This window comes from Mesorhizobium sp. WSM3859, assembly GCF_002295065.1.
In the GTDB taxonomy this organism is placed as follows: Bacteria; Pseudomonadota; Alphaproteobacteria; order Rhizobiales; family Rhizobiaceae; genus Mesorhizobium.
This window is the reverse complement of sequence record NZ_NSGG01000005.1, coordinates 98778-120117: the sequence shown is the minus strand read 5'-3', so window position 1 is coordinate 120117 and position 21340 is coordinate 98778. Positions and strand designations below refer to the sequence as shown.

The window sequence follows — 21340 nt, the reverse complement described above, 5'->3', positions numbered from 1 at the left end:
CCAAGGACGCCGCATGCTCTATTTCTTCCAGCAGGTGCTGAACGGGCTGCATTCGGGCGCGCTCTATGCGCTGCTCGCCTTCGGCTATGTGCTGACCAACGGCATCCTGCACCGCACCAACCTGGCTTACGGCGCGCTGTTCGCCTTCTGCGGCCAGACGATGATCCTGACCGCTGCCTTCGGCTATCAGGCGCTGTGGCTGACGCTGGCCGCCGCGGTGGCGCTCGGCGTGGCCGCGGCCCTGCTCTACGCCGCGCTGATCAGCCACATCCTGTCGCGCAGCGTGTTCGAGAGGCTCGCCGACCGCTCGCCCAACGCCATCGTGGTGACGACGCTCGGCATCCTGATCTTCCTGTCGGAGGCCAGCCGCATCGCCGCCGACACGCATGATCTCTGGCTGCCGCCGATGCTCGCCAATCCCGTCATTTTCGCTGAGGGTGAAGGGTTCAAGGTCACGCTTACCGTCATTCAGCTGCTCGACTGCGCGGGTGTCGTCGCGCTGGTGGCGCTGGCGGCCTGGTTGTTTTCACATTCTCACTTCGGCCGCGCCTGGCGCGCCGTCTCCGACGATCCGAAAGCGGCGGCGATGTGCGGGGTCGATGTGCGCGCGGTGTTCCGCCGCGCCGTGCTGTTCGGCGGCTTCTGCGCGGCCCTGGCTGGCGTGCTTGCCGGCCTCTATTACGGCAATGTCTCCTTCGGCACCGGGCTGGTCTACGGCCTGAAGATCCTGTTCGTGACGGCGGTCGGCGGCTACCTGTCGCCGCTCAAAGCTGCCCTTGGCGCCGCGGCCTTCGGCATGGCCGAATCGCTTTGGGCCGGCTACTTCCCGCTCGAATGGCGCGACGCCTGGATCTATCTCTTCCTCGTCGCCATGCTGGTGCTGATCGGCGGCGGGCGCGACCAGGCCAAGATCGCCTAAAACGCGTCGCGATCTTTCAGATTCGCTCCATGCGCTTTAGGTTTTTGGTTTACGCATGTCTTTATCCCGAAACCGGTTCCCACTTTCGGGAGACATGCTTTAAGCATCCCAGACTTTGGTTGCATGACACCCCGTCAAGCGGTGGCGTTACGGCATTGTCCGGTGCGCCGATCTGTTAGCCGCAGCTTTGACATGTTGACCTGCCGGACCACGCACTGCATACCGTTGGGCCAGGCGACGCGACACCGGAGGGGGAATTGGGCGCGCCGCATTGTCAGGGAGGATATGCATGGCAGGGCTTCTCGCTCTTTCCAGGACGATCGACCGCATCAACGAGTTCATCGGCCGCTGGGTGTCATGGCTGATCCTGTTCGCAATCCTCGTGAGCGCCGGCAATGCCATCATCCGCAAGGTGTTCGACACCTCCTCCAATGCCTGGCTCGAGCTGCAATGGTATCTGTTCGGCGCCGCCTTCATGCTGGCCGCGGCCTACACGCTGAAGCAGAACGACCATATCCGCATCGACATCGTGTACGGCATGTTCTCGCGACGCGTGCAGCACTGGATCGACCTGCTCGGGCACCTGTTCTTCCTCATGCCTTTCGTCGTGCTGATGGTGATCTATTTCGTGCCCTATGTGTCGCTGTCCTTCCACAGCGGCGAGATGTCGACCAATGCCGGCGGGCTGATCGTCTGGCCGGCCAAGGCCATCCTGCTGGTCGGCTTCTTCCTGCTGGCCCTGCAGGGCGTTTCCGAGATCATCAAGAAGATCGCCATCATGCGCGGCGACATGGACGATCCCAATCCCTTCATATCGGCGCATGAGCAGGCCAGGCTCGAGGCGGAGGCGCTGGCCGAGGAAGCCAAAGCCATCGCGGGCGAGGTCCGCCCATGATCGAGTTCATCGCGCAGAACATGGCGCCGATCATGTTCGCCTCGCTGATCATTTTCCTTTTGATCGGCTACCCCGTCGCCTTCTCGCTCGCCGCCAACGGCTTGCTGTTCTTCTTCATCGGCGTGCTGGTCTCGCCCTATTCCGGGGGGTCGATCAACCTCGCCTGGCCGCTGCTGCATGCGCTGCCGGACAATTTCTACGGCACCAGGGTGATGTCCAACGACACGCTGCTGGCGATACCGTTCTTCACCTTCATGGGCATCGTGCTCGAACGATCCGGCATGGCCGAAGACCTCCTCGACACGATCGGCCAGCTGTTCGGGCCGATCCGTGGCGGCCTTGCCTATGCGGTCATCTTCGTCGGCGCGCTGCTTGCCGCCACGACCGGCGTGGTGGCGGCCTCGGTCATCGCCATGGGCCTGATCTCGCTGCCGATCATGTTGCGCTACGGCTACGACCGGCGGCTGGCGTCGGGCGTCATCGCGGCCTCCGGCACGCTTGCCCAGATCATCCCGCCCTCGCTGGTGCTGATCGTGCTTGCCGACCAGCTCGGCCGCTCGGTCGGCGACATGTATGCGGGCGCACTGATCCCCGGCCTGGTGCTCACCAGCCTCTACATGCTCTACATCCTGATCATGTCGATCGTCCGGCCGAACTCGATGCCGGCGCTGCCGCTCGAGGCTCGCACGCTCGGCCACGGCGTGCTGTCGCTGATCGTGGCGCTGCTGATTGCCGGCGCGATCTCGTACGGCGCCTATCGCTATCTTGCGCCGACGCAGGGCGACAATGCCGACATCCTCGGCCTCGCCGTCGGCGTCATCGTCATCTATGTCGCCGCCATCGTCGACCAACGGCTGAGGCTCAAACTGATGTCGAAGCTGGCGCAGCAGGTGGTGATCGTGCTGATCCCGCCGCTGGCGCTGATCTTTCTGGTGCTGGGCACGATCTTCCTCGGCATCGCCACGCCGACCGAGGGCGGCGCCATGGGCTCCGTCGGCGCATTGATCATGGCGGCGGCCAAGGGGCGGCTGTCGCTCGACGTCGTCAAACAGGCGCTCGCCTCGACGACCAGGCTTTCCTCGTTCGTGCTGTTCATCCTGATCGGCGCGCGCGTCTTCTCGCTCACCTTCTACGGCGTCAACGGCCACATCTGGGTCGAGCATCTCCTGATCTCGCTGCCCGGCGGCGAGACCGGCTTCCTGATCGGCGTCAACATCCTGGTTTTCCTGCTTGCCTTCTTCCTCGACTTCTTCGAGCTCGCCTTCATCATCGTGCCGCTGCTGGCGCCGGCCGCGGACAAGCTCGGCATCGATCTGATCTGGTTCGGCGTGCTGCTGGGCGTCAACATGCAGACCAGCTTCATGCATCCGCCCTTCGGCTTCGCGCTGTTCTACCTGCGCTCGGTCGCGGCCCGTGTGCCTTACCTCGACAGGATCACCGGCAAGCAGATCGCGCCGGTGACAACGGGGCAGATCTATTGGGGCGCCGTCCCGTTCGTAGGCATCCAGGTGATCATGATCGGGCTCACCATCGCCTTCCCGCAGATGGTCATGCGCTACAAGGGCGCCGCGGTCGAACCAAGCACGATCGACCTCAAGCTGCCCGACATGCCTTCGCTGTCGCCGCTCGGTACGCCGCCAGCGAACAACGGCGCGGCCCCCACCAATGGCGGCGCGCCGGCGGCGCCAGGCACGCCCGACCTGTCGCAGCCGCCGAACTTCGGTGATGCGCCGGCCAAGCCGGCAGCACCGGCACCGGACCTCTCGCAACCGCCCAAATTCAACTGAGGTGGACCATGAGAGCCGTGCGGCTGGAGGCGGTAGGCAAAATCGCGCTGCGCGAGGTTCCCAAACTCGTTCCAGGGCCTGAGGACGTTCTCGTGCGGATCGAGGCCTGCGGCGTGTGCGGCACCGATCGCCATCTTTTCCATGGCGAGTTCCCCTGCACGCCGCCGGTGACGCTCGGCCATGAATTCTCCGGCATCGTGGAGGCCGTCGGCGCGGCGGTGCCGGGCATTGCCATCGGCGACCGCGTCACCGGCGATCCCAACATCGCCTGCGGGCGTTGCGCCCACTGCCATGCCGGCCGCGTCAACCTGTGCAGCAATCTGAGGGCCATCGGCATCCATCGCGACGGCGGCTTCGCCGACTATGTGCTGATGCCGCACAGGCAGGCATTCAAGCTGCCGGCAAATCTCAAGCCGACGCATGGCGCCTTCTGCGAGCCGTTGGCCTGCTGCCTGCACGGCGTCGACCTTGCCGCGATCCGGCCGGGCGCGTCGGTCGTGGTGCTTGGCGGCGGCGTCATCGGCCTGCTGGTCGTGCAGTTGGCGAAGCTCGCGGGTGCTGCGACCATCATCCTGTCGACCAGGCAGGCCTCGCGCCGCGCGCTCGCCGAGGAGCTCGGGGCGACGGCGACGATCGATCCGAGCGCCGCTGACCCGATCGCAGCCATCGCCGGGCCGAATGGCCTGGCGCCCGGCGGGGTCGACGTGGTGCTGGAATGCGCCGGCGTGCGCGATACCGTCGAGCAATCGATGCGGATGGCAAGGGCCGGCGGCACCGTGGTCATCGTCGGCGTGGTGCCGCAAGGCATGAAAGTGGAAATCGAGCCGTTCGATCTCTTGTTTCGCGAGTTGAAGGTGCTCGGCTCCTTCCTCAATCCGTTCACGCATGGAAGGGCGGCACAGCTGATCGCATCGGGCGCGATCGAGATCGACCGGCTGATCTCGAAACAGGTCAGCCTGGAGGATGCGCCGCGGGTGATCGCCAACCCGCCGGCTCCGGGCGAGGTCAAGGTGCTGGTGGTGCCGGGCCGAGGTGGAGACGCGGTTCTCCCTTCTCCCCTTGTGGGAGAAGGTGTCGCCGAAGGCGACGGATGAGGGGTGCTCCAGCTTGGCGCGGACGGCACTCCGTCCAACACCCCTCATCCGTCTCGGCGCTGCGCGCCGATCCACCTTCTCCCACAAGGGGAGAAGGTAAGGCCAGGCCTACAACTTGCCGTTGCGCTGCTGCACCATCATGAAGGTGTCGTAGTTGTATTCGGCGACCTGGGCCCAGAGATAGTGCTCCTTGCGGAAGGCCTTGATCGATTCCCAGATCTTCTTGAACGGCGCGTTGTTGGCCTCCATGTCGGCGTAGACTTCGTTGGCCTTGTCGAAGCAGGCGGCCATGATCTCCTGGCTGAAAGGCGCCAGCTTGGCGCCGCCGGCCACCAGCCGCTTCACCGCGGCGGGATTGAGGAAGTCGTATTTCTGCAGCATGTTGGCGTCCGCCGCCTGGGCGGCAGTGTGCACCAGCGACTTGTAGGCCGGCGACAGCTCTTCGTACTTGGCCTTGTTGAAGAGCAGGTGCACGGTCGGGCCGCCTTCCCACCAGCCGGGATAGTAGTAATAGGGCGCGACCTTGTAGAAGCCGAGCTTTTCGTCGTCATAGGGGCCGACCCATTCGGCGGCGTCGATCGTGCCCTTTTCCAGCGCCGGGTAGATGTCGCCGCCGGCGATCTGCTGCGGCACGACGCCGAGCTTCTGCACCACCTTGCCGGCAAAACCGCCGATGCGCATCTTGAGGCCCGATAGGTCTGCGACCGTGTTGATCGGCTTGCGGAACCAGCCGCCCATCTGCACGCCGGTGTTGCCGCCCGGCAGCCCGAACAGCCCTTGCGTGGCCAGGAACTCGTTGAACAAGTCGATGCCGCCGCCGTGATAGTGCCAGGCATTGATGCCGCGCGCATTGAGCGAGAACGGCACCGCGGCGCCCAGCGCCCAGGTCGGGTCCTTGCCCCAATAGTAGTATGCCACCGTATGGCAGGCCTCGACGGTGCCGGCCGCGGTGGCGTCCGCCGCCTGCAGACCTGGCACCAGTTCTCCGGAGGCGAAAACCTGGACCTGGAAATTGCCGTCGGTCGCTTCCGACAGCATTTTGGAGAAGACTTCCGCGCCGCCGTAGATCGTGTCGAGCGACTTGGGGAAGGACGACGCCAGCCGCCAGGTCACTTTCGGGTTGGACTGGGCGATGGCCGGCGCGGCGAGCGTCGCGGCCGCTGCCGCGGCGCCGACGCCGGACGCACCGGCCTTGCGGATGAATGAACGACGATCCATGCAGTTTCCTCCCTTGCGGATCAGCTGACCCATGCCAGGACATTCTCAGTACCGGCTCGGTTGTGGAGAACCATACACGGGCAAGAAGTCGAGTCCAGCGCTGCGGCCCAGCTTGACGCCATTCAGCCGCCATCTGCAACTATAGTCTAACGCTCTCTTTCCTGGCCCATGCGAGGCGGCCAAACTTGCCATGGAAAAGCCGCGACGGATCGCTTATTTTATAGGCAGAACAATTCCTTGGCCTGATGGAAACCAAACCCAAAATGCAGCAGCCGCTCGTCGCCGTCTCAACCGACGTCCGCCAGTTCGACAACTACACCTGGCACGCCGCGCCCCAGCAATATCTGGAAGCGGCGGTGGCCGGCGCCGGCGTGTTCCCGCTGCTGGTGCCGTCCTTCGGCGACCGGCTCGACCTCGAGGAATTGCTGTCGTCGGTCGACGGCGTCATGCTGACGGGTTCGAAATCGAACGTGCATCCCTCGCTTTATGACGGCGACCCGAGCGAGGCCAACGGTCCCTACGACCCGGCTCGCGATTCCACCGCGCTGCCGCTGATCCGCAAGGCGCTCGAGCGCGGCGTGCCGCTGCTTGCCATCTGCCGCGGCATCCAGGAGCTGAACGTGGCGCTGGGCGGCACGCTCGGCACCGAGATCCAGGAGCGCGAAGGCTCGCTCGACCACCGCGCGCCGGTGAGCGACAATCAGGACGAGCGCTTTGCCATCCACCAGACGATCTCGATCAAGCCGGGCAGCTGCCTTGCAGGCGTGTTCGGCGCCGGCGACATCAAGGTCAACTCCCTGCATCGGCAGGGGATCGACCGGCTCGGCTCGAAACTGCAAATCGAGGCTTTGGCCACCGACGGCACGATCGAAGCGGTTTCCGTCAAGGACGCCCGCGCCTTCGCGGTCGGCGTGCAGTGGCATCCGGAATATTGGGTGAAATCGGATAGCAACTCGGCGAAGATCTTCCGCGCCTTCGGCGATGCCGTGCGCCTGCACGCGGCTGCAAAGGTGGGCGCGCGCGCTGCGGCGGAATAGGCCCGCCGGCGATCGTTATTTGTTGTTCAAAGCCAGCAACGGCGCGACCGGCTCGTAGGATTCGTAGCCGTCGCCGTCGGCAACGCTGAAGGTGACGATCGGATCGATGCCGTTCTCGCTGAAGGCTACCGAGCCGTCCGCCTGCTCGCGCCAGAATTTTGCCCGCTCAATGCCGGGCATCAGCTTGCGACAATCCGGGGCGATCTTGAGCCGCGACAGGCCGTCCGAGACGGCGGCGCCCCGCTGCACGGCGCAAGCAGCTTCGTCGCCATTGGCCGTCAATCGATAGGTGCTGGAGGAGACCCTCTCGACAGCCGTGCTCGGACCCTGGCCGCCATGCAGGACATGCGCGCCCCCGAACAACGCAACCGACACAACCAACCCGGCAACCAGCTTCACGCCGCTTCTCCACACTCGATCAAGTATGGAAAATGATTTCAAAGCGTTAAGCGGGAGTTAATGGAGCTGCTAAAGCATTAACAGATGTGGCGAAGCGCCCGGAACGGTTGAACGCCCCATGGGGTTAGAAGCCCTTTCAGACCTTCCCTGGAATTGCTCTAGCCGCGCGCCTTGACGTTGATGGTCTCCGGCACGGGCGTCAGCGGCCGGCGCTCGGTGAACCAGGCAACGAGATTTTCGACGCAGAGATCGGCCATGGCGCGGCGGGTGTGCTCCGACGCCGAGCCGACATGCGGCAGAAGCGAGGCATTGGCAGCGTCAAGCAGGGCCGGCGGCACGTTCGGTTCGTCGGCAAAGACGTCGAGCCCGGCAGCGGCAATAGTGCCGCTCTCGACGGCGGCGACCAGTGCTGTCTCGTCCACCACCGAGCCGCGGCCGATGTTGACGAAGACGCCGTTCGAACCCAGCGCCGACAAGATTTCGGCGTTGATCGCTTTCTTCGTGGCGGCGCCGCCCGGGGCAATGCAGATCAGCGTGTCGACGGCCTCGGCAAGGCCTTTCAAAGTGGTATGATATTGGTAGGGCAGGCCTTCGACCTTGCGGCGATTGTGGTAACCGATCGGCAGGCCGAAGGCTTCAAGGCGGCGGGCGACGGCCCGGCCGATGCGGCCCATGCCGAAAATGCCGACGCTGCGGCCGCGCAAGGTAAGCCGGCTCAGGGGATAATTGCCCTTCTTCACCCAGTCGCCGTCGCGCAGCCATTTCTCGGCGGCGTAGAGCTCGCGCACGGTGTTGATCAAAAGGCCGATGGCGGTGTCGGCGACCTCCTCGGTCAGGACGTCGGGCGTGTTGGTGACCATGATGCCGCGCTTCGCCGCGTGATTGGCATCGACCGAATCGTAGCCGACGCCGAAGCTGGCGATGATCTCAAGGTTGGGCAGCGCGTCGATCATCGCTGCGTTGATGCCCGCGTAGGAGGCGATGCCGCGCACAGCGGCGCGTATCTCTTCCGTAACCAGCCCAGGGTCCGCGCGTTCGATGCGCACAAGCTTGAACGCCTTGTCGATGCGGCTGACGGCATGGTCGTTGAAATCGCCCGGCACCAGGATGGCGACCGGCAATTTTGCTTCTGCACTGGTCATGCACGCTCCACCGGCTTGCCGGTCGACTGCCGCACATGCAGTTCCGGCTTGATCAGCTCTTGCGAGGGCCGCACCGCCTGCCCGTTCAGCTTGTCGAGCAAGGCGCTTGCGGCGCGGCGGCCGACCTCGCGCTGGCCATTCCAGACCGTGGTCAGCGCCGGCGTCGCGATCGCCGCCTCCTCGAGATCGTCATAGCCGGTGACCGAGATATCGACGCCCGGCACGAGGCCGGCGCGCGCGATGCCGTTCATCAGCCCGATCGCGACCAAATCGTTCCAGCAGCAGGCCGCGGTCGGCTTGTCTTTCAGCGCCAGGAACTGCCCCGCGGCCTCGAAGCCGGCCTGCTTGGTGCGTGGGCCAGGAATGCGCCAGGACGGCCTGACTTCCAGCCCGGCCGCTTCCATGGCGTTGACATAGCCCTGGTAACGGTCGCGACCGGTCGAGGTTTGGTCGGTGCCGCCGACCATGGCGATGCGCTTGTGGCCGAGCGAGATCAAATGATTGGTGGCAAGTGCTGTGCCATAGGCATCGTCGCCGCGGAACACCGGCACGTCGGCGCCGGCGACGGTGCGCGCGATCAGCACCGCCGGCAGGCCGTTTTCCTCGGCCATGATGATGTCCTCGGCCGGCGTGCCGATCGCCGGCGACATGATGACGCCGTCGGCGCCGAGCTGCAGCAGCGTGTCGATGAAGGTGCGCTGCTTCTCCAACTGGTCATAGTGGTTGGACAGGATGAAGGTCTGTCGGCTGCGGTCGAGCTCGCTTTCGATCGAGCGCAGTATCTCGGCGAAGAACGGGTTCATGATGTCGTGCACGACGACGCCGACGATGCCGGAGCGCGAGGTGCGCAGCGAGGCGGCGCGGCGGTTGTAGATATAGCCGATGGCGCGCGCGTGCTCCTTGATGCGCTCGCGCGTGGCGCCGGCCACCAGCGGGCTGTCGCGCAGCGCCAGCGATACCGTTGCCGTGGACACGCCGAGCGCATCCGCGATTGTTGAAAGCTTGATCTTCTGTGCCAGGCCCTTCGCTCCCCAGGGTCTTTAAACTGTTTAAAACCGGCCTTATGCCATCGATCGGGGGCAAATCAAAGTTTTTTCGCCAGCGCCTCTGCCTCGGTGTCGAGCGAGGCGGAGTTGCGCACGCGAAGCCTGTGCTCGCGGTGGATGATGTAGAGCCCGCTGGCAACGATGATGGCGGCGCCCAGCAACGTCCATCGGTCCGGGAACTGGTGGAAGATCAGCCAGCCGGAAATGATCATCCACACCATCTGCGAATAAGGGAAAGGCGCCAGCTGCGTCGTGGTCGCCAGCCGATAGGCCTTGACCAGCAGATAGTGGCCGCCGGCGCCGAAGACGCCCAGCATCAGGACGACGAACCATTGAAAGCCGCCGTGGGGCAGCGCCGGCGCGAAGGCAAGCATCGGTGCCAGCAGCAACGACGGCGCCAGCGCCGAGAACAATATCAGGCTCTCCGATGTTTCGGTCGAGGACATGCGCCGCGTCATGATGACGTAGAAACTGTTCGACAGCATTGAGCCCAGCGCGAAGAGATGACCGATGCCGAACACGCCGACCCCCGGCCGGGTGATGATCAGGACGCCGACGAAGCCGGTGAGGATCGCGAGCCAGCGCCGCCAACCGGCCCATTCGCCGAGCAGCGGGCCGGCAAGGGCGGTTATGACCATCGGGCCGAAGAAATAGATCGATGTGGTTTCGGCCAGCTGCAGCGTCTTCAGCGCCAGGATGTTGAACATGGTCGAGCCGAACAGCAAGCAGCCGCGCAAGATATGCGCCGGCAGGTTGTTGGCGCGGAAGCGTGCCGGCTCGCGCCAGCCGCGCAGGAAAAGCCCGACCAGCAGGACATGCACGGTGAAACGAGCCCAGGCGACGATCAGCGCCGAGACGCCGGCCAGCACCAGATATTTGCTCGAAGTGTCGAGAAAGGTGAAGCAGACATAGACGCAAAGCATCAGAAGCATCGCCGCGGGCGGCGTTGCGCTGTCGTCGTTGTTTTTGGGAATATTCAAGGTCGGGCCGAAGGGAGGATAGACGTCCCCTTCTGCGGCAATCGCCGTTGGCCGGCAAGCCAAAAGCGACTGGCCCAACAAGCGTCCGGTGCAGGCTTAGTCCGGTGCCGCCGGGAGCCGAGAGGCTCGACCAGTTCAGTCATGCATGCGGGCGCCCTTGGTGATCTTGTCCACCAGCTTCTTTTCGGCGCGCAGGGCGATGCCGACGATCTTGGCGTCGTCCGGAGCGAATTCTGCGAAGACGGTGCGGTTGGCGACGTCGTGGCCGGTCGAGAACATCTCCTCGACATAGGCGGATGTCGTTACCCCGCGCTCCAATGACCGGCGATGGATCGTGCTGAGTGTTGCCGCGTCGGCCGACAGGACGATGACCGGCTGGATCGACATCGGGTTGTAGAGGTTGCCGGCGCGGTCGCGATAGGGCTCGCCGATGATTTCGGGGAACTGCGCGACGATGCCGCTGGTGACGAAGGCGGTGACGTTGAGCTTCTGCCAAACAGGCAGAGCGTCCCTCAGGACAATTGCAATTTTCGTATCGAACACCAAGATTGAGACTCCGGGATGGCCCGTGACGGGCGGAACAGGGCGATGGCGCAGGCTCTAGGCGCAGAAGCGAAGCAAGGTCTTGAACGTTCGTGCGCGGACGGGGCCAATGGCGATCGCATCGTTTCGGCGCCCGGCGGGCTGGGCCTCGAACGCATCGAGGCGCGTTTCCATGGCAACGCCTTCGAGCTTCACCGGCACGACACCTATGCCATCGGCGTAACGTTGCAGGGCGTGCAACGCTTTCATTATCGCGGCGCGCTGCAACACAGCCTGCCCGGCCAGGCGATCGTGCTGCATCCGGACGAATTGCATGACGGCGGTGCCGGCACGGAAGACGGACTGCGCTACCGGATCCTCTACCTGGAGCCGTCCCTGCTGCTCGACTGCCTCGATGGCGAAGCGCTGCCTTTCGTACCTGACGCGGTGGTCGACGATCCGGCACTGCGGGATACGCTGCTGTCGGCGCTGGCGCCGCTGGACGAGGAGCTCGGCGACCTTTTCGTGGCGGATTTCGTCGCGCAGCTGGCGCAACAGCTGAGACGTCACGCCGGACAGCCGGCGAAGTCAACGGGCAGGACCGCATGGCGCGCCGCCACGCTTGCCCGCGACTATCTGGAGGAAAATGCAGAGCGGCCGGTGCGCTCCGATGAGTTGGAAGCCGTTACCGGCCTCGATCGCTACGCGCTGTCGCGCCATTTTCGCGCGACCTATTCGACCAGCCCGCACCGCTTCCTGTTGATGCGCCGGCTGCAAAGGGCGCGGCGCATGATCGCCGAGGGCGAGCCGCTGGCGGAGATCGCCGCCGGCGCCGGCTTCAGCGATCAGAGCCATTTCAACCGGCATTTCAAGAAGGCGTTCGGCTTGACGCCGGGACGTTGGGCGGTGCTGGTGCGCGGCGCGTAAGCGCGATGCGGAGCGTCGTCGCTCAAGGGCGAGGCGTCCGGTGATGGCGTTCAGGCGCGTCGCGCTTTCGTCACGCTTCGTCCAATTCCGCGTCGTCGTCCATCAGGACCAGGTCTTCGTTCGACAGGTTCGCCTCGATACGGGCGAGCAGTTTGAACAGCGCCTTCTGGTCCTTCTTGTCGAGGCCCTTCAGCGCCTGCTTCTCGGTCTTCTTGACCGACTTCTCGATGGCGCGGATGGTTTCGCGGCCGGACTCGGTGAGGAAGATATGGGCCTGGCGGGCATCGGCGTTGGAGGCGCGCTTTTCCAGGAAACCCTGGGCCTGCAGCCGGTTGATGGTCTTGGTGATGGTCGGCGGACGCACACCGAGCCGGCCGGCGAGATTGCCGGGGGTCTGGCCGTCCTCGCGATCTAACGCCAGCATGATCTGGTCCTGGCCGGCATAAAAGCCGTGCGCCAGAAGCCGCGCGGCGAGCGCCGTGCGCGCCAGCCTCGCCGCAGAATGCAGCCGGCTCATTGTCGCTGTCTTGTCCGCCTTGGCCATGGCCATTCCCTCTTCGGCCGAACCGGCGCGGCCAGCATAGAGGCTGCCCGACGGTTGGCAAATGACGATCTCTAAGAAACCGGCTTGCGGAACGCTTTGCCGGCAAGGATTGCGGTGCCCGCGCAGGTGATGCCAGATGTTTATTTCAGTTAGATGACAAACGATTTTTGATCAGTCAGGATTCATAGCGGAAGCGGGTCAGGGCCATTTGGCACTGCCGTGACTCCCTCGTTTGGCCGGCCTCGACAGCCGCCAATCCCTCCTCGCCGCCATCCCGGTCAGAGGGTCCGCCTGGCCCATCGGTTTGGCGCGTGCAAAAGCGCGACACCCATCCTATATGAGGCCGACAATCCAGATTTTCTAGCCAAGATTTTCGAGGCAACCCATGAGCGATGCACAGACGCAAATCCCCGTAACCGTTCTCACCGGCTATCTCGGCGCGGGCAAGACGACGCTGCTCAACCGCATCCTGTCGGAGAACCACGGCAAGCGCTACGCCGTCATCGTCAACGAGTTCGGCGAGATCGGCATCGACAACGACCTGATCGTGGAATCCGACGAGGAAATCTACGAGATGAACAATGGCTGCGTGTGCTGCACGGTGCGCGGCGACCTTATCCGCGTCGTCGAGGGCCTGATGAAACGGCCCGGCCGTTTCGACGCCATCGTCGTCGAGACCACCGGCCTCGCCGACCCGGTGCCGGTGGCGCAGACCTTCTTCATGGACGACGACGTGCGCACCAAGACCAAGCTCGACGCGGTGGTAGCGCTGGTCGACGCCAAGCACCTGCCGCTGCGCCTCAAGGATTCCAAGGAAGCCGAGGACCAGATCGCCTTCGCCGACGTGGTGGTGCTGAACAAGACCGATCTCGTCACGCCGGAAGAGCTGGAAAAAGTCGAGGCGACGATCCGCGCCATCAACCCGGCGGCAAAGATCCATCGCACGCAGCGGTCCGGCGTGGCGCTCGACGAAGTGCTCGACCGCGGCGCCTTCGATCTGTCGCGCGCGTTGGAAAGCGATCCACATTTCCTCGACGCGCACGATCACGACCATGACCATGATCACGACCACCATCATCATGACCATGACGGGCATGATCATCATCACCACCATGCTTCCGACATCCATGACGTAACCGTGAAGTCGGTATCGCTGCGCGGCGGCGAAATGGACCCGAAGAAGTTCTTCCCCTGGATCGAGAAAGTGACCCAGATGGAAGGGCCGAACATCCTGCGGCTGAAAGGCATCATCGCGCTCAAGGGCGACGAGGACCGCTACGTGCTGCAGGGCGTGCACATGATCCTCGAGGGCGATCATCAGCGCGCCTGGAAGGACGGCGAGAAGCACGAGAGCCGGCTGGTCTTCATCGGCCGCGATCTCGACGCCGAGCGGTTGCGCAAGAGTTTTGAGGCCTGCCAGGCGGCTTGATTTCCTGACTTTCAGGCGCTAGCGCTGCCCGTTCTCCCCTTCTCCCCTTGTGGGAGAAGGTGGCCTCGCGAAGCGAGGTCGGATGAGGGGTGCTCGAGCTTGGTGATGACGGCGATCCGTCCAACACCCCTCATCCGTCTTGGCGCTGCGCGCCAATCCACCTTCTCCCACAAGGGGAGAAGGCAAGGTCGCACCTAGTCGCACCGGCTTCGTGCACAGAAGCCCGAATGGACCGCCCCTATGCCCACAGTCGCCCCGCTCGATCTCGAAGGCCATTGCGTCGCCGCCGTCTTCCTCAACGACGTGCCGCATTTCGCTTTGGCCGACGGCGTGATCCACCGCCTGGAAAATGGGCAGAAGACGGTGCAGGCCAATGACGGCCTGCTTGCCGCCTTTCATGACGCGGCCAACGACCGGCTGATCACCGGCGGCGAGGATGGCAAGGTGTTTGCCGTGAAGGCCGGCGGCGAGGTGAGCGAACTCGCCAGCGCAGGGAGGAAATGGGTGACCAGCGTCACCGCCGGACCGCAGGGCGCCATCGCCCACGCCTCCGGCAAGACCGCCTTCGTGCGTTTCGCCGACGGCAAGATCAAGGAATTCGCTCATCCGCGCTCGGTGGAGGGGCTTGCCTTCTCGCCCAAGGGCATGCGTTTCGGCGTCGCCCGCTACAATGGCGCGACGCTGCATTTTCCGGCGGCCGAAGGCAAGCCGGTGGAACTCGAATGGGCCGGCGCCCATACCGGCATCACCTTTTCACCGGACGGCGCTTTCCTCGTCACCACCATGCAGGAGAACGCGCTGCATGGCTGGAAGCTTGCCGACGGCAAGCACATGCGCATGAGCGGCTATCCCGGCAAGGTGAAGAGCCTGTCCTGGAGCGTCAAGGGCAAATGGCTGGCGAGCTCAGGCGCGCCGGCGGCGATCGTCTGGCCGTTCCAAGCCAAGGATGGGCCGATGGGCAAGGCGCCGCTGGAGCTCGGCACGCGCGGCACCACGATGGTGACATGCGTTGCCTGCCATCCGAGCCAGGACGTGGTGGCGATCGGCTATGAGGACGGCATGGTGATCGCGGCACGCTTTGCCGATGCCAAGGAAGTGCTGCTGCGCCGCCCCGGCAAGGGCGCCATCACTTCGATGATGTGGGACAAGGAAGAGCGCCGCATCGTCTTCGGAAGTGCTGCCGGCGACTGCGGCGTGATTGACATCACCGCCTGACCTATTCCGCGCCGCAGGACACATCACCCTTGAACTCGACGGGATCGCTGCTCACGCCGGCCGTGCCGTCATAGACCGCGAGCGTGTAGCGCCCGTCATAAGTGCCTTCGTCCTTGGCCTTGGTCAGGATCGTCAGTTCCACCGAGCGGTAGGTGTCGTTGGCTTCGTGCTCGCGATAAACGAGCAGCCGCAACTCCTCGCCGTCGAGCCAGTATTGCGTAAGGTTCTGATCCTCGAACACTGTTTTGCGCAGGCTGTCGGCGGCGGGACGGTCCTTGATTTCCAAGTCGCCGCGGAAATTGAAGGTCGGCCCACCCAGGCCCCGCGTCACGCCGGCGTCGAGCTGGAAAGCTACCTTGGGGTCATCGACCGAGCACCAGAGCGCGCCGGAGGCGAAACCGCCATTCACTGACGCAAGAAGCACTGCCCCGCAAAGAACTGTCCGCATTTCCCCCTCCTCCATGCCTGCCCGCAATGAGGCCCCGACAGCCGAGCCGGGTCAAGAGCGCTGAGCCAACGCCCGCCCCGGCGCGGCCAATTGCAGTTTTGCCAAGCCATGGGCAGAGTGCCGCGCGAAACACAGGGGTTTTCATGCAGGCATCGGACAGTTCCAGGAATTCCATCGGCGGCATCGCCATCGCCCGCATCACCGAATTGCGCGAAGCGGAAGCGGCCGCCTTTCGCAAGGCGCGACCGAACTCCGAGGCGAAGCTCGGCAACGGCATTGCCGGTTTCCTCGGCGGCGTGCCGATGCATTGGATGACCGACTGGCCGACACCTTTCCCGATCCTGGTCGACGGCGCGAAGGGCGCCACCATCACCGATATCGACGGCCACAGGCTCGACGATTTCTGCCTCGGCGACACCGGCTCGATGCTCGGCCATTCGCCGCCGGCGGTTGCGCGCGCGATCCGCCGGCAGGCAGCGCGCGGCCTGACCTACATGCTGCCCAGCGAGGATGCGCTGGTGATCGGCACGCTCCTGCAACAGCGCTTCGGCCTCCCCTACTGGCAGATCGCCACCACCGCCACCGACGCCAACCGCTTCGCGCTGCGCGTCGCCCGCGCTGTGACGGGGCGCGAGAAGATCCTGGTCTTCAACGGTTGCTATCACGGCTCGGTCGACGAGACGATGGTGCGGCTGATCGACGGCAAGCCGGTGAACCGTCCCGGATTGGCCGGCGAATTCCGCGACCTGACGCGCGCAACGAAGATCGTCGAGTTCAACGATGTCGCTGCCTTGGAAGCAGCGCTTGCGGATCGTGACGTCGCTTGCGTCATCACCGAGCCGGTGCTGACCAATTCCTGCATGGTGCTGCCGGATCCAGGCTTCCACGACGCGCTGCGGCGGCTGACCCGGGCGGCCGGCACACTGCTTTTGATCGACGAGACCCACACCATTTCGACGGGGCCGGGGGGCTACACGCGTAAACACGGGCTGGAGCCGGACCTGTTCGTGCTCGGCAAACCGGTGGCAGGCGGCGTGCCGGCGAGCATCTGGGGGATGAGCGAGGAGGTCGCCACACGCTACGCCGCCTACAACCGGACCAAGGAGCCCGGCTATTCCGGCATGGGCACGACACTGTCGGCCAACCCGCTGCAATTCGCGGCGATGCGCGCGACGCTGGAAGAGGTCATGACGGAGGAGGCTTACGCGCATATGGACCGGCTGGCACGCCGGCTCGATGCGGGGCTCTCCGCCGTCATCCAGCGAAACAAGCTGCCTTGGCATGTCGCGCGGGTCGGCGCGCGCGTCGAGTTCATCTGCGCGCCTGGGCCGCTGCACAATGGCGGCGAGGCCGAGAAGGCGCATGCGCCGGAGCTCGAAGCCGCCATCCATGTCGCGCTGGTCAATCGCGGCGTGCTGATCGCGCCGTTCCACAACATGATGCTGATCTCCCCAGTGACAACTTCCGCGCAGGTGAGCCGGCTGATCGCCGCCTTCGCCGCGGTTGCGGCCAGGCTTACGGCATGAGAAAAGCGGCCATGGACAATCCGAACGCCGTAACAAGATCGCCTTCCGGCTCGACGCCCGCCGAGGCGAAAGCCTTTCTCGACGCGCATCCCGAGATCGAAGCGTTCGACATCGTGCTCACCGACGCCAACGGCATCGGACGCGGCAAGATCGTGCGCCGGCATGAGCTGATGGGCATTTTCGAGAACGGAAGGCATTTGCCGATCTCGATCCTCGGCCTCGATATCACCGGCGAGGACGTCCACGAAACCGGGCTGGTGTGGGACACCGGCGACGGCGACCTCAGGGCATGGCCGATCCCGGGTACGCTGGTGCCCCTCTACGGCACCAGCCCGGCGCGTGGCCAGGTGCTGATGTCCATGCATCATCTCGACGGCCAGCCGATGACGTCCGATCCGCGGCTGGTGCTGGCAAGGCAGGTGGAATTGCTGGCGGCGCGCGGCCTGCATCCGGCCGGCGCCTTCGAGCTGGAATTCTTTCTCCTTGCCAATGAACGCGACGCGGACGGCAAGGTGCAGCCTGCCCGCGCAGTGCTCGACGGGCGGCGCTCGGCCAAGACGGAAGTCTATTCGGTCGATCACCTGCATGGCATGGAGCCGCTGTTTTCCGACATCTACGCCGCGGCCAAGGCGCAAAATATCCCGGCCGAAACGATCATTTCCGAATATGCGCCCGGCCAGTACGAGTTGACGCTGAACTACCGCAAGGACGTGATGCGAGCGGCCGACGACCTCGTCATGCTGAAGCGGCTGGTGAGGGCGCAGGCGCGCCGGCACGGCGTCACCGCCTGCTTCATGGCGAAACCCATCGAGGCCTATGCGGGTTCGGGCATGCATTTCCACGTCTCGCTGCAGGATGATGCCGGCCGCAACGTCTTCACCGAGACGACCGGCGAGAAATGGTCGCCGAAGCTGCTCAATGCGCTTGGCGGGTTGATCCACACCATGGCGGAATCGATGCTGGTGTTTGCGCCGCACGCCAATTCCTGGCGCCGCTTCGTCTCACAATCCTACGCACCCGTGGCCCCGACATGGGGCGTCAACAACCGCTCGGTGGCGCTGCGCGTGCCGGCGGGCGACGCCAGGAACCGCCGCATCGAGCACAGGCCGTCGGGCGTCGACGCCAACCCCTATCTGGTGGCGGCGACGGTGCTGGCCGGCGTCGTCAAAGGGCTCGACGAAGGGCTGAATCCGGGGCCAGAGACCACCGGGAACGGTTACGAGCAGCCGAGCGAAAGGTCGGCCATGCCGGCCGACTGGCGCGCCGCGATCGAAGCGGCCAGGGGATCCGATTTCCTGAAAGCGGCGCTCGGCCCAGACCTGCACCGCACCTTCGTGGCGATCAAGCAGGCCGAATATCTGCGCGTCGCGCGCACGGTCAGCGAGCTGGACTATCACCTCTATCTGCACGAGGTGTGAGGCGGACCGGCACGCGCGCGGCGATCACGTTTTGCCGACGGCAATCAAAAGTTATAGCCAATTGGATTTCTGGAACATATCATGAACAAATGGCTGTGCTTTCCGTCCGCGAGAAACTGGCGATCCTGTCCGATGCCGCCAAATACGACGCTTCCTGCGCATCGTCCGGATCGACAAAACGCGACTCGCTGAGATCGGGCGGCATCGGCTCGACCGAAGGTTCCGGCATTTGCCATTCCTACGCGCCGGACGGGCGCTGTATCTCGCTCCTGAAGATCCTGCTGACCAATTTCTGCATCTACGACTGCAGCTATTGCATCAACCGCTCGTCCTCGAATGTGCGGCGCGCCCGCTTCAGCGTCGAGGAGGTGGTGAAGCTCACCATGGATTTCTATCGTCGCAACTATATCGAGGGGCTGTTCCTGTCGTCAGGCGTCATCCGCTCGCCCGACGAGACGATGGGCGAGATGGTCGAGGTGGCGCGCAGGCTTAGAATCGAGGAAAGGTTCGGCGGCTACATACACCTCAAGACCATCCCCGAAGCGTCTGCCGAACTGATCGAGAAGGCCGGCCTCTATGCCGATCGGCTGTCGATCAATGTCGAATTGCCGACCGACGAGGGCGTGAAGAAACTGGCGCCGGAAAAAAGACCGGAAACGATTCGGCTTTCGATGGCCAAGCTGCGCCGCAAGATCGAGGAGAAGGCCGAGCCGACAATGCAGAGCCGCAGGCGCGAGCGTTTCGCGCCGGGCGGCCAGTCGACGCAGATGATCGTCGGCGCCGACAAGACGTCCGATGACGGCATTTTGCGCGCCAGCGCCCGGCTTTATGGCAGCTATCACCTCAGACGCGTCTACTACTCGGCCTTCAGCCCGATCCCGGATTCCTCGTCATCGCTGCCGCTGCAGAGGCCGCCGCTGATGCGTGAGCACCGGCTTTACCAGGCGGACTGGCTGATGCGTTTCTACGGTTTCTCGCAGCCGGAGATCCTGGACGGCAGCAATGACGGGATGCTGGATTTGGCCATCGACCCCAAGCTAGCCTGGGCGCTGCGCAACCGCGGCCGGTTCCCGGTCGACGTCAACCGCGCCGAGCGCGAAGCGCTGCTGCGCGTTCCCGGTCTCGGCACCAGGGTCATCGACAAGATCATCGAGACACGCCGCCACCGCCGGCTGCGGCTCGAGGATGTCGGCCGACTCTGCCATTCGGTCGCAAAGGTGCGGCCCTTCATCGTCGCGGAAGGCTGGTCGCCGGGCGCGCTGACCGACAAGGCCGGTTTGCGCCAGGAGATCACCCGCTCCTGCGAGCAGCTTTCATTGTTCTGACCATGGCAAGAACCCAGCTCAACCTCGCCGCCCATCTCGTCCGGCTCGAAAGCCAGACCGATTTTGCCGGCTGGCGCGTTGCCGCGCGCCGGCTGGCGACGAATGATATTCCGCCGGGAGATGTCGCGTGGCAGGTCGAGCCGGATCGCGAAGATGGCGCGAGCGATTTGCCGGCTGCGCAAGCCGATGCGCGGCTGGTGGTGCCGCGCGACTTCATCGAGCGGGCCGAGACGGTCATCTGCCATTGTGATCCCGACCGCTTCGGCTTTCTTTACCGGCTGCTTTGGCGGTTGCGTTCGGAGCCGAAGCTGCTTTCGATCGCGACCGATCCCGATATCCGGCGGCTGGAGGCGATGGAGAAGGCGGTGCACCGCGACATCCACAAGATGCGCGCCTTCGTGCGCTTCCGAAAAATCCGCGAAGGCGCGGACGAGCGCTATGTCGCGTGGTTCGAGCCCGACCATTTCATCGTCGAGCGCAATGCCGATTTCTTCGTGCGCCGATTCACCGGCATGCGCTGGACGATCCTGACCCCGCATGCCTCGGCCGACTGGGACGGCGAGCGGCTGGCGATCGGCCCAGGTGCGGCCAAGCGCGACGCGCCGGCGGAAGACGATGCCGAGGCGCTGTGGCGGACCTATTTCGAAAACATCTTCAACCCGGCCCGCCTCAAGGTGAAGGCGATGCAGAAGGAGATGCCGAAGAAATATTGGCGGAACCTTCCCGAGGCCTCGCTCATTCCAGATTTGATAGCAGGAGCGGACAGAGCCGCGTCAGATATGATCGACCGGATGCCAACCAGCCCAGCACCGCACCATGCCAAGGTGAAGGCCAAGCACTGGCCTACGCCCGAGCCGTCCGATGTTGTGGCGCCTGAGGCCGACGACATTCCGGAGTTGCGCGAGGAGGCCAAAGGCTGCCGCCGCTGCCCGCTCTGGCGCGATGCGACGCAGACCGTCTTCGGCGAGGGACCGGAGAACGCCGACGTGATCTTCGTCGGCGAGCAGCCCGGCGACCAGGAGGATCTGGCCGGCAAGCCGTTCGTAGGCCCGGCGGGTAAGGTGTTCGACAGCATACTGGACGACGCCGAAATCGACCGCCGCAAGGTCTATGTGACCAATGCGGTGAAACACTTTAAATTCGAGCCGCGCGGCAAAAGGCGTATCCACTCGAAGCCCAGTGCCGGCGAGATCCAGGCCTGCCGCTGGTGGCTGGACAAGGAGCTCGACCTGATCAAGCCGAACCTCGTGGTGGCGCTGGGCGCGACGGCCGCGCAGTCGCTGCTCGGCAAGGCGGTGCCGATCACCAAGATGCGCGGCGACGTGGTCCAGCGCGAGGATGGGTTGCGCGTGTTCCTCACCATCCACCCGTCCTTTATCCTGCGCATCCGTGAGCCGGAGGACAAGGAGGCCGAGCGGGAGCGGTTTTTAAAGGACATGCGGAAGGTCAAGCAGTTGATGGCTGCTTAG

Annotated in this window: 20 protein-coding genes; 12 read left to right on the top strand and 8 right to left on the bottom strand. The window is 64.6% G+C overall.

Annotated features, from left to right (window positions below):
- Positions 1–13: 13 nt before the first annotated feature.
- From CK230_RS13140 to CK230_RS13125, 4 genes are all read left to right on the top strand, one after another.
- Positions 14–919 (top strand): branched-chain amino acid ABC transporter permease, encoded by a 906-nt coding sequence (locus CK230_RS13140; protein ID WP_095817866.1) that lies wholly within the window; start codon positions 14–16, stop codon positions 917–919.
- Between the two features lie 289 nt (positions 920–1208).
- On the top strand, positions 1209–1814 hold the full coding sequence (locus CK230_RS13135; RefSeq protein WP_095817596.1) for a TRAP transporter small permease subunit: 606 nt from the start codon (positions 1209–1211) through the stop codon (positions 1812–1814).
- Positions 1811–3601 (top strand): TRAP transporter large permease subunit, encoded by a 1791-nt coding sequence (locus CK230_RS13130; RefSeq protein ID WP_176480086.1) that lies wholly within the window; start codon positions 1811–1813, stop codon positions 3599–3601. The genes CK230_RS13135 and CK230_RS13130 overlap by 4 nt, the downstream gene beginning before the upstream one ends.
- Positions 3602–3609: 8 nt before the next feature.
- Complete coding sequence (locus CK230_RS13125) at positions 3610–4695, top strand: zinc-dependent alcohol dehydrogenase family protein (RefSeq protein WP_176480085.1); 1086 nt, start codon at positions 3610–3612, stop codon at positions 4693–4695.
- A 108-nt stretch (positions 4696–4803) separates the two neighbouring features.
- Here the strand turns inward: CK230_RS13125 and CK230_RS13120 are convergent, their stop codons facing one another.
- Positions 4804–5913, bottom strand: coding sequence for a TRAP transporter substrate-binding protein (locus tag CK230_RS13120; RefSeq protein ID WP_095817864.1), 1110 nt, complete (start codon positions 5911–5913; stop codon positions 4804–4806).
- Positions 5914–6176: 263 nt separating this feature from the next.
- Here CK230_RS13120 and CK230_RS13115 point away from each other — a divergent pair, with 263 nt between their 5' ends.
- Positions 6177–6950 (top strand): gamma-glutamyl-gamma-aminobutyrate hydrolase family protein, encoded by a 774-nt coding sequence (locus CK230_RS13115; protein ID WP_095817863.1) that lies wholly within the window; start codon positions 6177–6179, stop codon positions 6948–6950.
- A gap of 15 nt (positions 6951–6965) precedes the next feature.
- On the opposite strand, the gene CK230_RS13110 is transcribed toward CK230_RS13115, so the two are convergent.
- The 5 genes from CK230_RS13110 to CK230_RS13090 all read right to left on the bottom strand — a co-directional run bounded on the left by CK230_RS13110 (position 6966) and on the right by CK230_RS13090 (position 11060).
- Positions 6966–7349: a hypothetical protein gene (locus tag CK230_RS13110; protein WP_095817594.1), complete on the bottom strand. Its 384-nt coding sequence runs from the start codon at positions 7347–7349 to the stop codon at positions 6966–6968.
- Positions 7350–7507: 158 nt separating this feature from the next.
- Entirely contained in the window at positions 7508–8491 is a 984-nt protein-coding gene (locus tag CK230_RS13105) for a 2-hydroxyacid dehydrogenase (RefSeq protein ID WP_095817593.1), read from the bottom strand.
- Complete coding sequence (locus tag CK230_RS13100; RefSeq protein ID WP_095817592.1) at positions 8488–9510, bottom strand: LacI family DNA-binding transcriptional regulator; 1023 nt, start codon at positions 9508–9510, stop codon at positions 8488–8490. Before CK230_RS13100 ends, CK230_RS13105 begins: the two co-directional genes overlap by 4 nt.
- 65 nt (positions 9511–9575) lie before the next feature.
- Complete coding sequence (locus CK230_RS13095) at positions 9576–10460, bottom strand: DMT family transporter (RefSeq protein ID WP_176480096.1); 885 nt, start codon at positions 10458–10460, stop codon at positions 9576–9578.
- A 192-nt stretch (positions 10461–10652) separates the two neighbouring features.
- Complete coding sequence (locus CK230_RS13090) at positions 10653–11060, bottom strand: DUF2000 family protein (RefSeq protein ID WP_095817860.1); 408 nt, start codon at positions 11058–11060, stop codon at positions 10653–10655.
- Positions 11061–11105: 45 nt separating this feature from the next.
- Between CK230_RS13090 and CK230_RS13085 the strand changes: the two genes are divergently transcribed.
- On the top strand, positions 11106–11966 hold the full coding sequence (locus CK230_RS13085) for an AraC family transcriptional regulator (RefSeq protein WP_095817861.1): 861 nt from the start codon (positions 11106–11108) through the stop codon (positions 11964–11966).
- Positions 11967–12036: 70 nt separating this feature from the next.
- Here CK230_RS13085 and CK230_RS13080 read toward each other — a convergent pair whose 3' ends face one another.
- A complete protein-coding gene (locus CK230_RS13080) occupies positions 12037–12510 on the bottom strand; it encodes a MarR family transcriptional regulator (protein ID WP_040988911.1) in 474 nt (157 codons plus the stop codon).
- A 385-nt stretch (positions 12511–12895) separates the two neighbouring features.
- Between CK230_RS13080 and CK230_RS13075 the strand changes: the two genes are divergently transcribed.
- Positions 12896–13939, top strand: coding sequence for a GTP-binding protein (locus CK230_RS13075; protein WP_095817591.1), 1044 nt, complete (start codon positions 12896–12898; stop codon positions 13937–13939).
- Between the two features lie 240 nt (positions 13940–14179).
- Positions 14180–15154: a WD40 repeat domain-containing protein gene (locus CK230_RS13065; RefSeq protein WP_095817590.1), complete on the top strand. Its 975-nt coding sequence runs from the start codon at positions 14180–14182 to the stop codon at positions 15152–15154.
- A 1-nt stretch (position 15155) separates the two neighbouring features.
- Here the strand turns inward: CK230_RS13065 and CK230_RS13060 are convergent, their stop codons facing one another.
- Complete coding sequence (locus tag CK230_RS13060) at positions 15156–15602, bottom strand: hypothetical protein (RefSeq protein WP_095817589.1); 447 nt, start codon at positions 15600–15602, stop codon at positions 15156–15158.
- Between the two features lie 143 nt (positions 15603–15745).
- Here CK230_RS13060 and CK230_RS13055 point away from each other — a divergent pair, with 143 nt between their 5' ends.
- From CK230_RS13055 to CK230_RS13040, 4 genes are all read left to right on the top strand, one after another.
- The gene (locus tag CK230_RS13055) at positions 15746–17128 is read left to right on the top strand and encodes an aspartate aminotransferase family protein (protein ID WP_095817588.1); all 1383 of its coding nucleotides are present in this window, start codon (positions 15746–15748) and stop codon (positions 17126–17128) included.
- Positions 17129–17139: 11 nt separating this feature from the next.
- Positions 17140–18546, top strand: a complete 1407-nt coding sequence (locus tag CK230_RS13050; RefSeq protein ID WP_095817859.1) for a glutamine synthetase family protein — start codon at positions 17140–17142, stop codon at positions 18544–18546.
- Between the two features lie 89 nt (positions 18547–18635).
- Positions 18636–19871: a putative DNA modification/repair radical SAM protein gene (locus CK230_RS13045; protein ID WP_095817587.1), complete on the top strand. Its 1236-nt coding sequence runs from the start codon at positions 18636–18638 to the stop codon at positions 19869–19871.
- A gap of 2 nt (positions 19872–19873) precedes the next feature.
- On the top strand, positions 19874–21340 hold the full coding sequence (locus CK230_RS13040; protein WP_095817586.1) for a UdgX family uracil-DNA binding protein: 1467 nt from the start codon (positions 19874–19876) through the stop codon (positions 21338–21340).

What these genes read in the sequence shown, in the direction of transcription:
- CK230_RS13140 (WP_095817866.1), top strand. Translation starts at nt 14, where the DNA reads ATGCTCTATTTCTTCCAGCAGGTGCTGAACGGGCTGCATTCGGGCGCG.
- CK230_RS13135 (WP_095817596.1), top strand. Translation starts at nt 1,209, where the DNA reads ATGGCAGGGCTTCTCGCTCTTTCCAGGACGATCGACCGCATCAACGAG.
- CK230_RS13130 (WP_176480086.1), top strand. Translation starts at nt 1,811, where the DNA reads ATGATCGAGTTCATCGCGCAGAACATGGCGCCGATCATGTTCGCCTCG.
- CK230_RS13125 (WP_176480085.1), top strand. Translation starts at nt 3,610, where the DNA reads ATGAGAGCCGTGCGGCTGGAGGCGGTAGGCAAAATCGCGCTGCGCGAG.
- CK230_RS13120 (WP_095817864.1), bottom strand. Translation starts at nt 5,913, where the DNA reads ATGGATCGTCGTTCATTCATCCGCAAGGCCGGTGCGTCCGGCGTCGGC.
- CK230_RS13115 (WP_095817863.1), top strand. Translation starts at nt 6,177, where the DNA reads ATGCAGCAGCCGCTCGTCGCCGTCTCAACCGACGTCCGCCAGTTCGAC.
- CK230_RS13105 (WP_095817593.1), bottom strand. Translation starts at nt 8,491, where the DNA reads ATGACCAGTGCAGAAGCAAAATTGCCGGTCGCCATCCTGGTGCCGGGC.
- CK230_RS13095 (WP_176480096.1), bottom strand. Translation starts at nt 10,460, where the DNA reads ATGCTTTGCGTCTATGTCTGCTTCACCTTTCTCGACACTTCGAGCAAA.
- CK230_RS13085 (WP_095817861.1), top strand. Translation starts at nt 11,106, where the DNA reads ATGGCGCAGGCTCTAGGCGCAGAAGCGAAGCAAGGTCTTGAACGTTCG.
- CK230_RS13080 (WP_040988911.1), bottom strand. Translation starts at nt 12,510, where the DNA reads ATGGCCAAGGCGGACAAGACAGCGACAATGAGCCGGCTGCATTCTGCG.
- CK230_RS13075 (WP_095817591.1), top strand. Translation starts at nt 12,896, where the DNA reads ATGAGCGATGCACAGACGCAAATCCCCGTAACCGTTCTCACCGGCTAT.
- CK230_RS13065 (WP_095817590.1), top strand. Translation starts at nt 14,180, where the DNA reads ATGCCCACAGTCGCCCCGCTCGATCTCGAAGGCCATTGCGTCGCCGCC.
- CK230_RS13060 (WP_095817589.1), bottom strand. Translation starts at nt 15,602, where the DNA reads ATGCGGACAGTTCTTTGCGGGGCAGTGCTTCTTGCGTCAGTGAATGGC.
- CK230_RS13055 (WP_095817588.1), top strand. Translation starts at nt 15,746, where the DNA reads ATGCAGGCATCGGACAGTTCCAGGAATTCCATCGGCGGCATCGCCATC.
- CK230_RS13050 (WP_095817859.1), top strand. Translation starts at nt 17,140, where the DNA reads ATGGACAATCCGAACGCCGTAACAAGATCGCCTTCCGGCTCGACGCCC.
- CK230_RS13045 (WP_095817587.1), top strand. Translation starts at nt 18,636, where the DNA reads ATGGCTGTGCTTTCCGTCCGCGAGAAACTGGCGATCCTGTCCGATGCC.
- CK230_RS13040 (WP_095817586.1), top strand. Translation starts at nt 19,874, where the DNA reads ATGGCAAGAACCCAGCTCAACCTCGCCGCCCATCTCGTCCGGCTCGAA.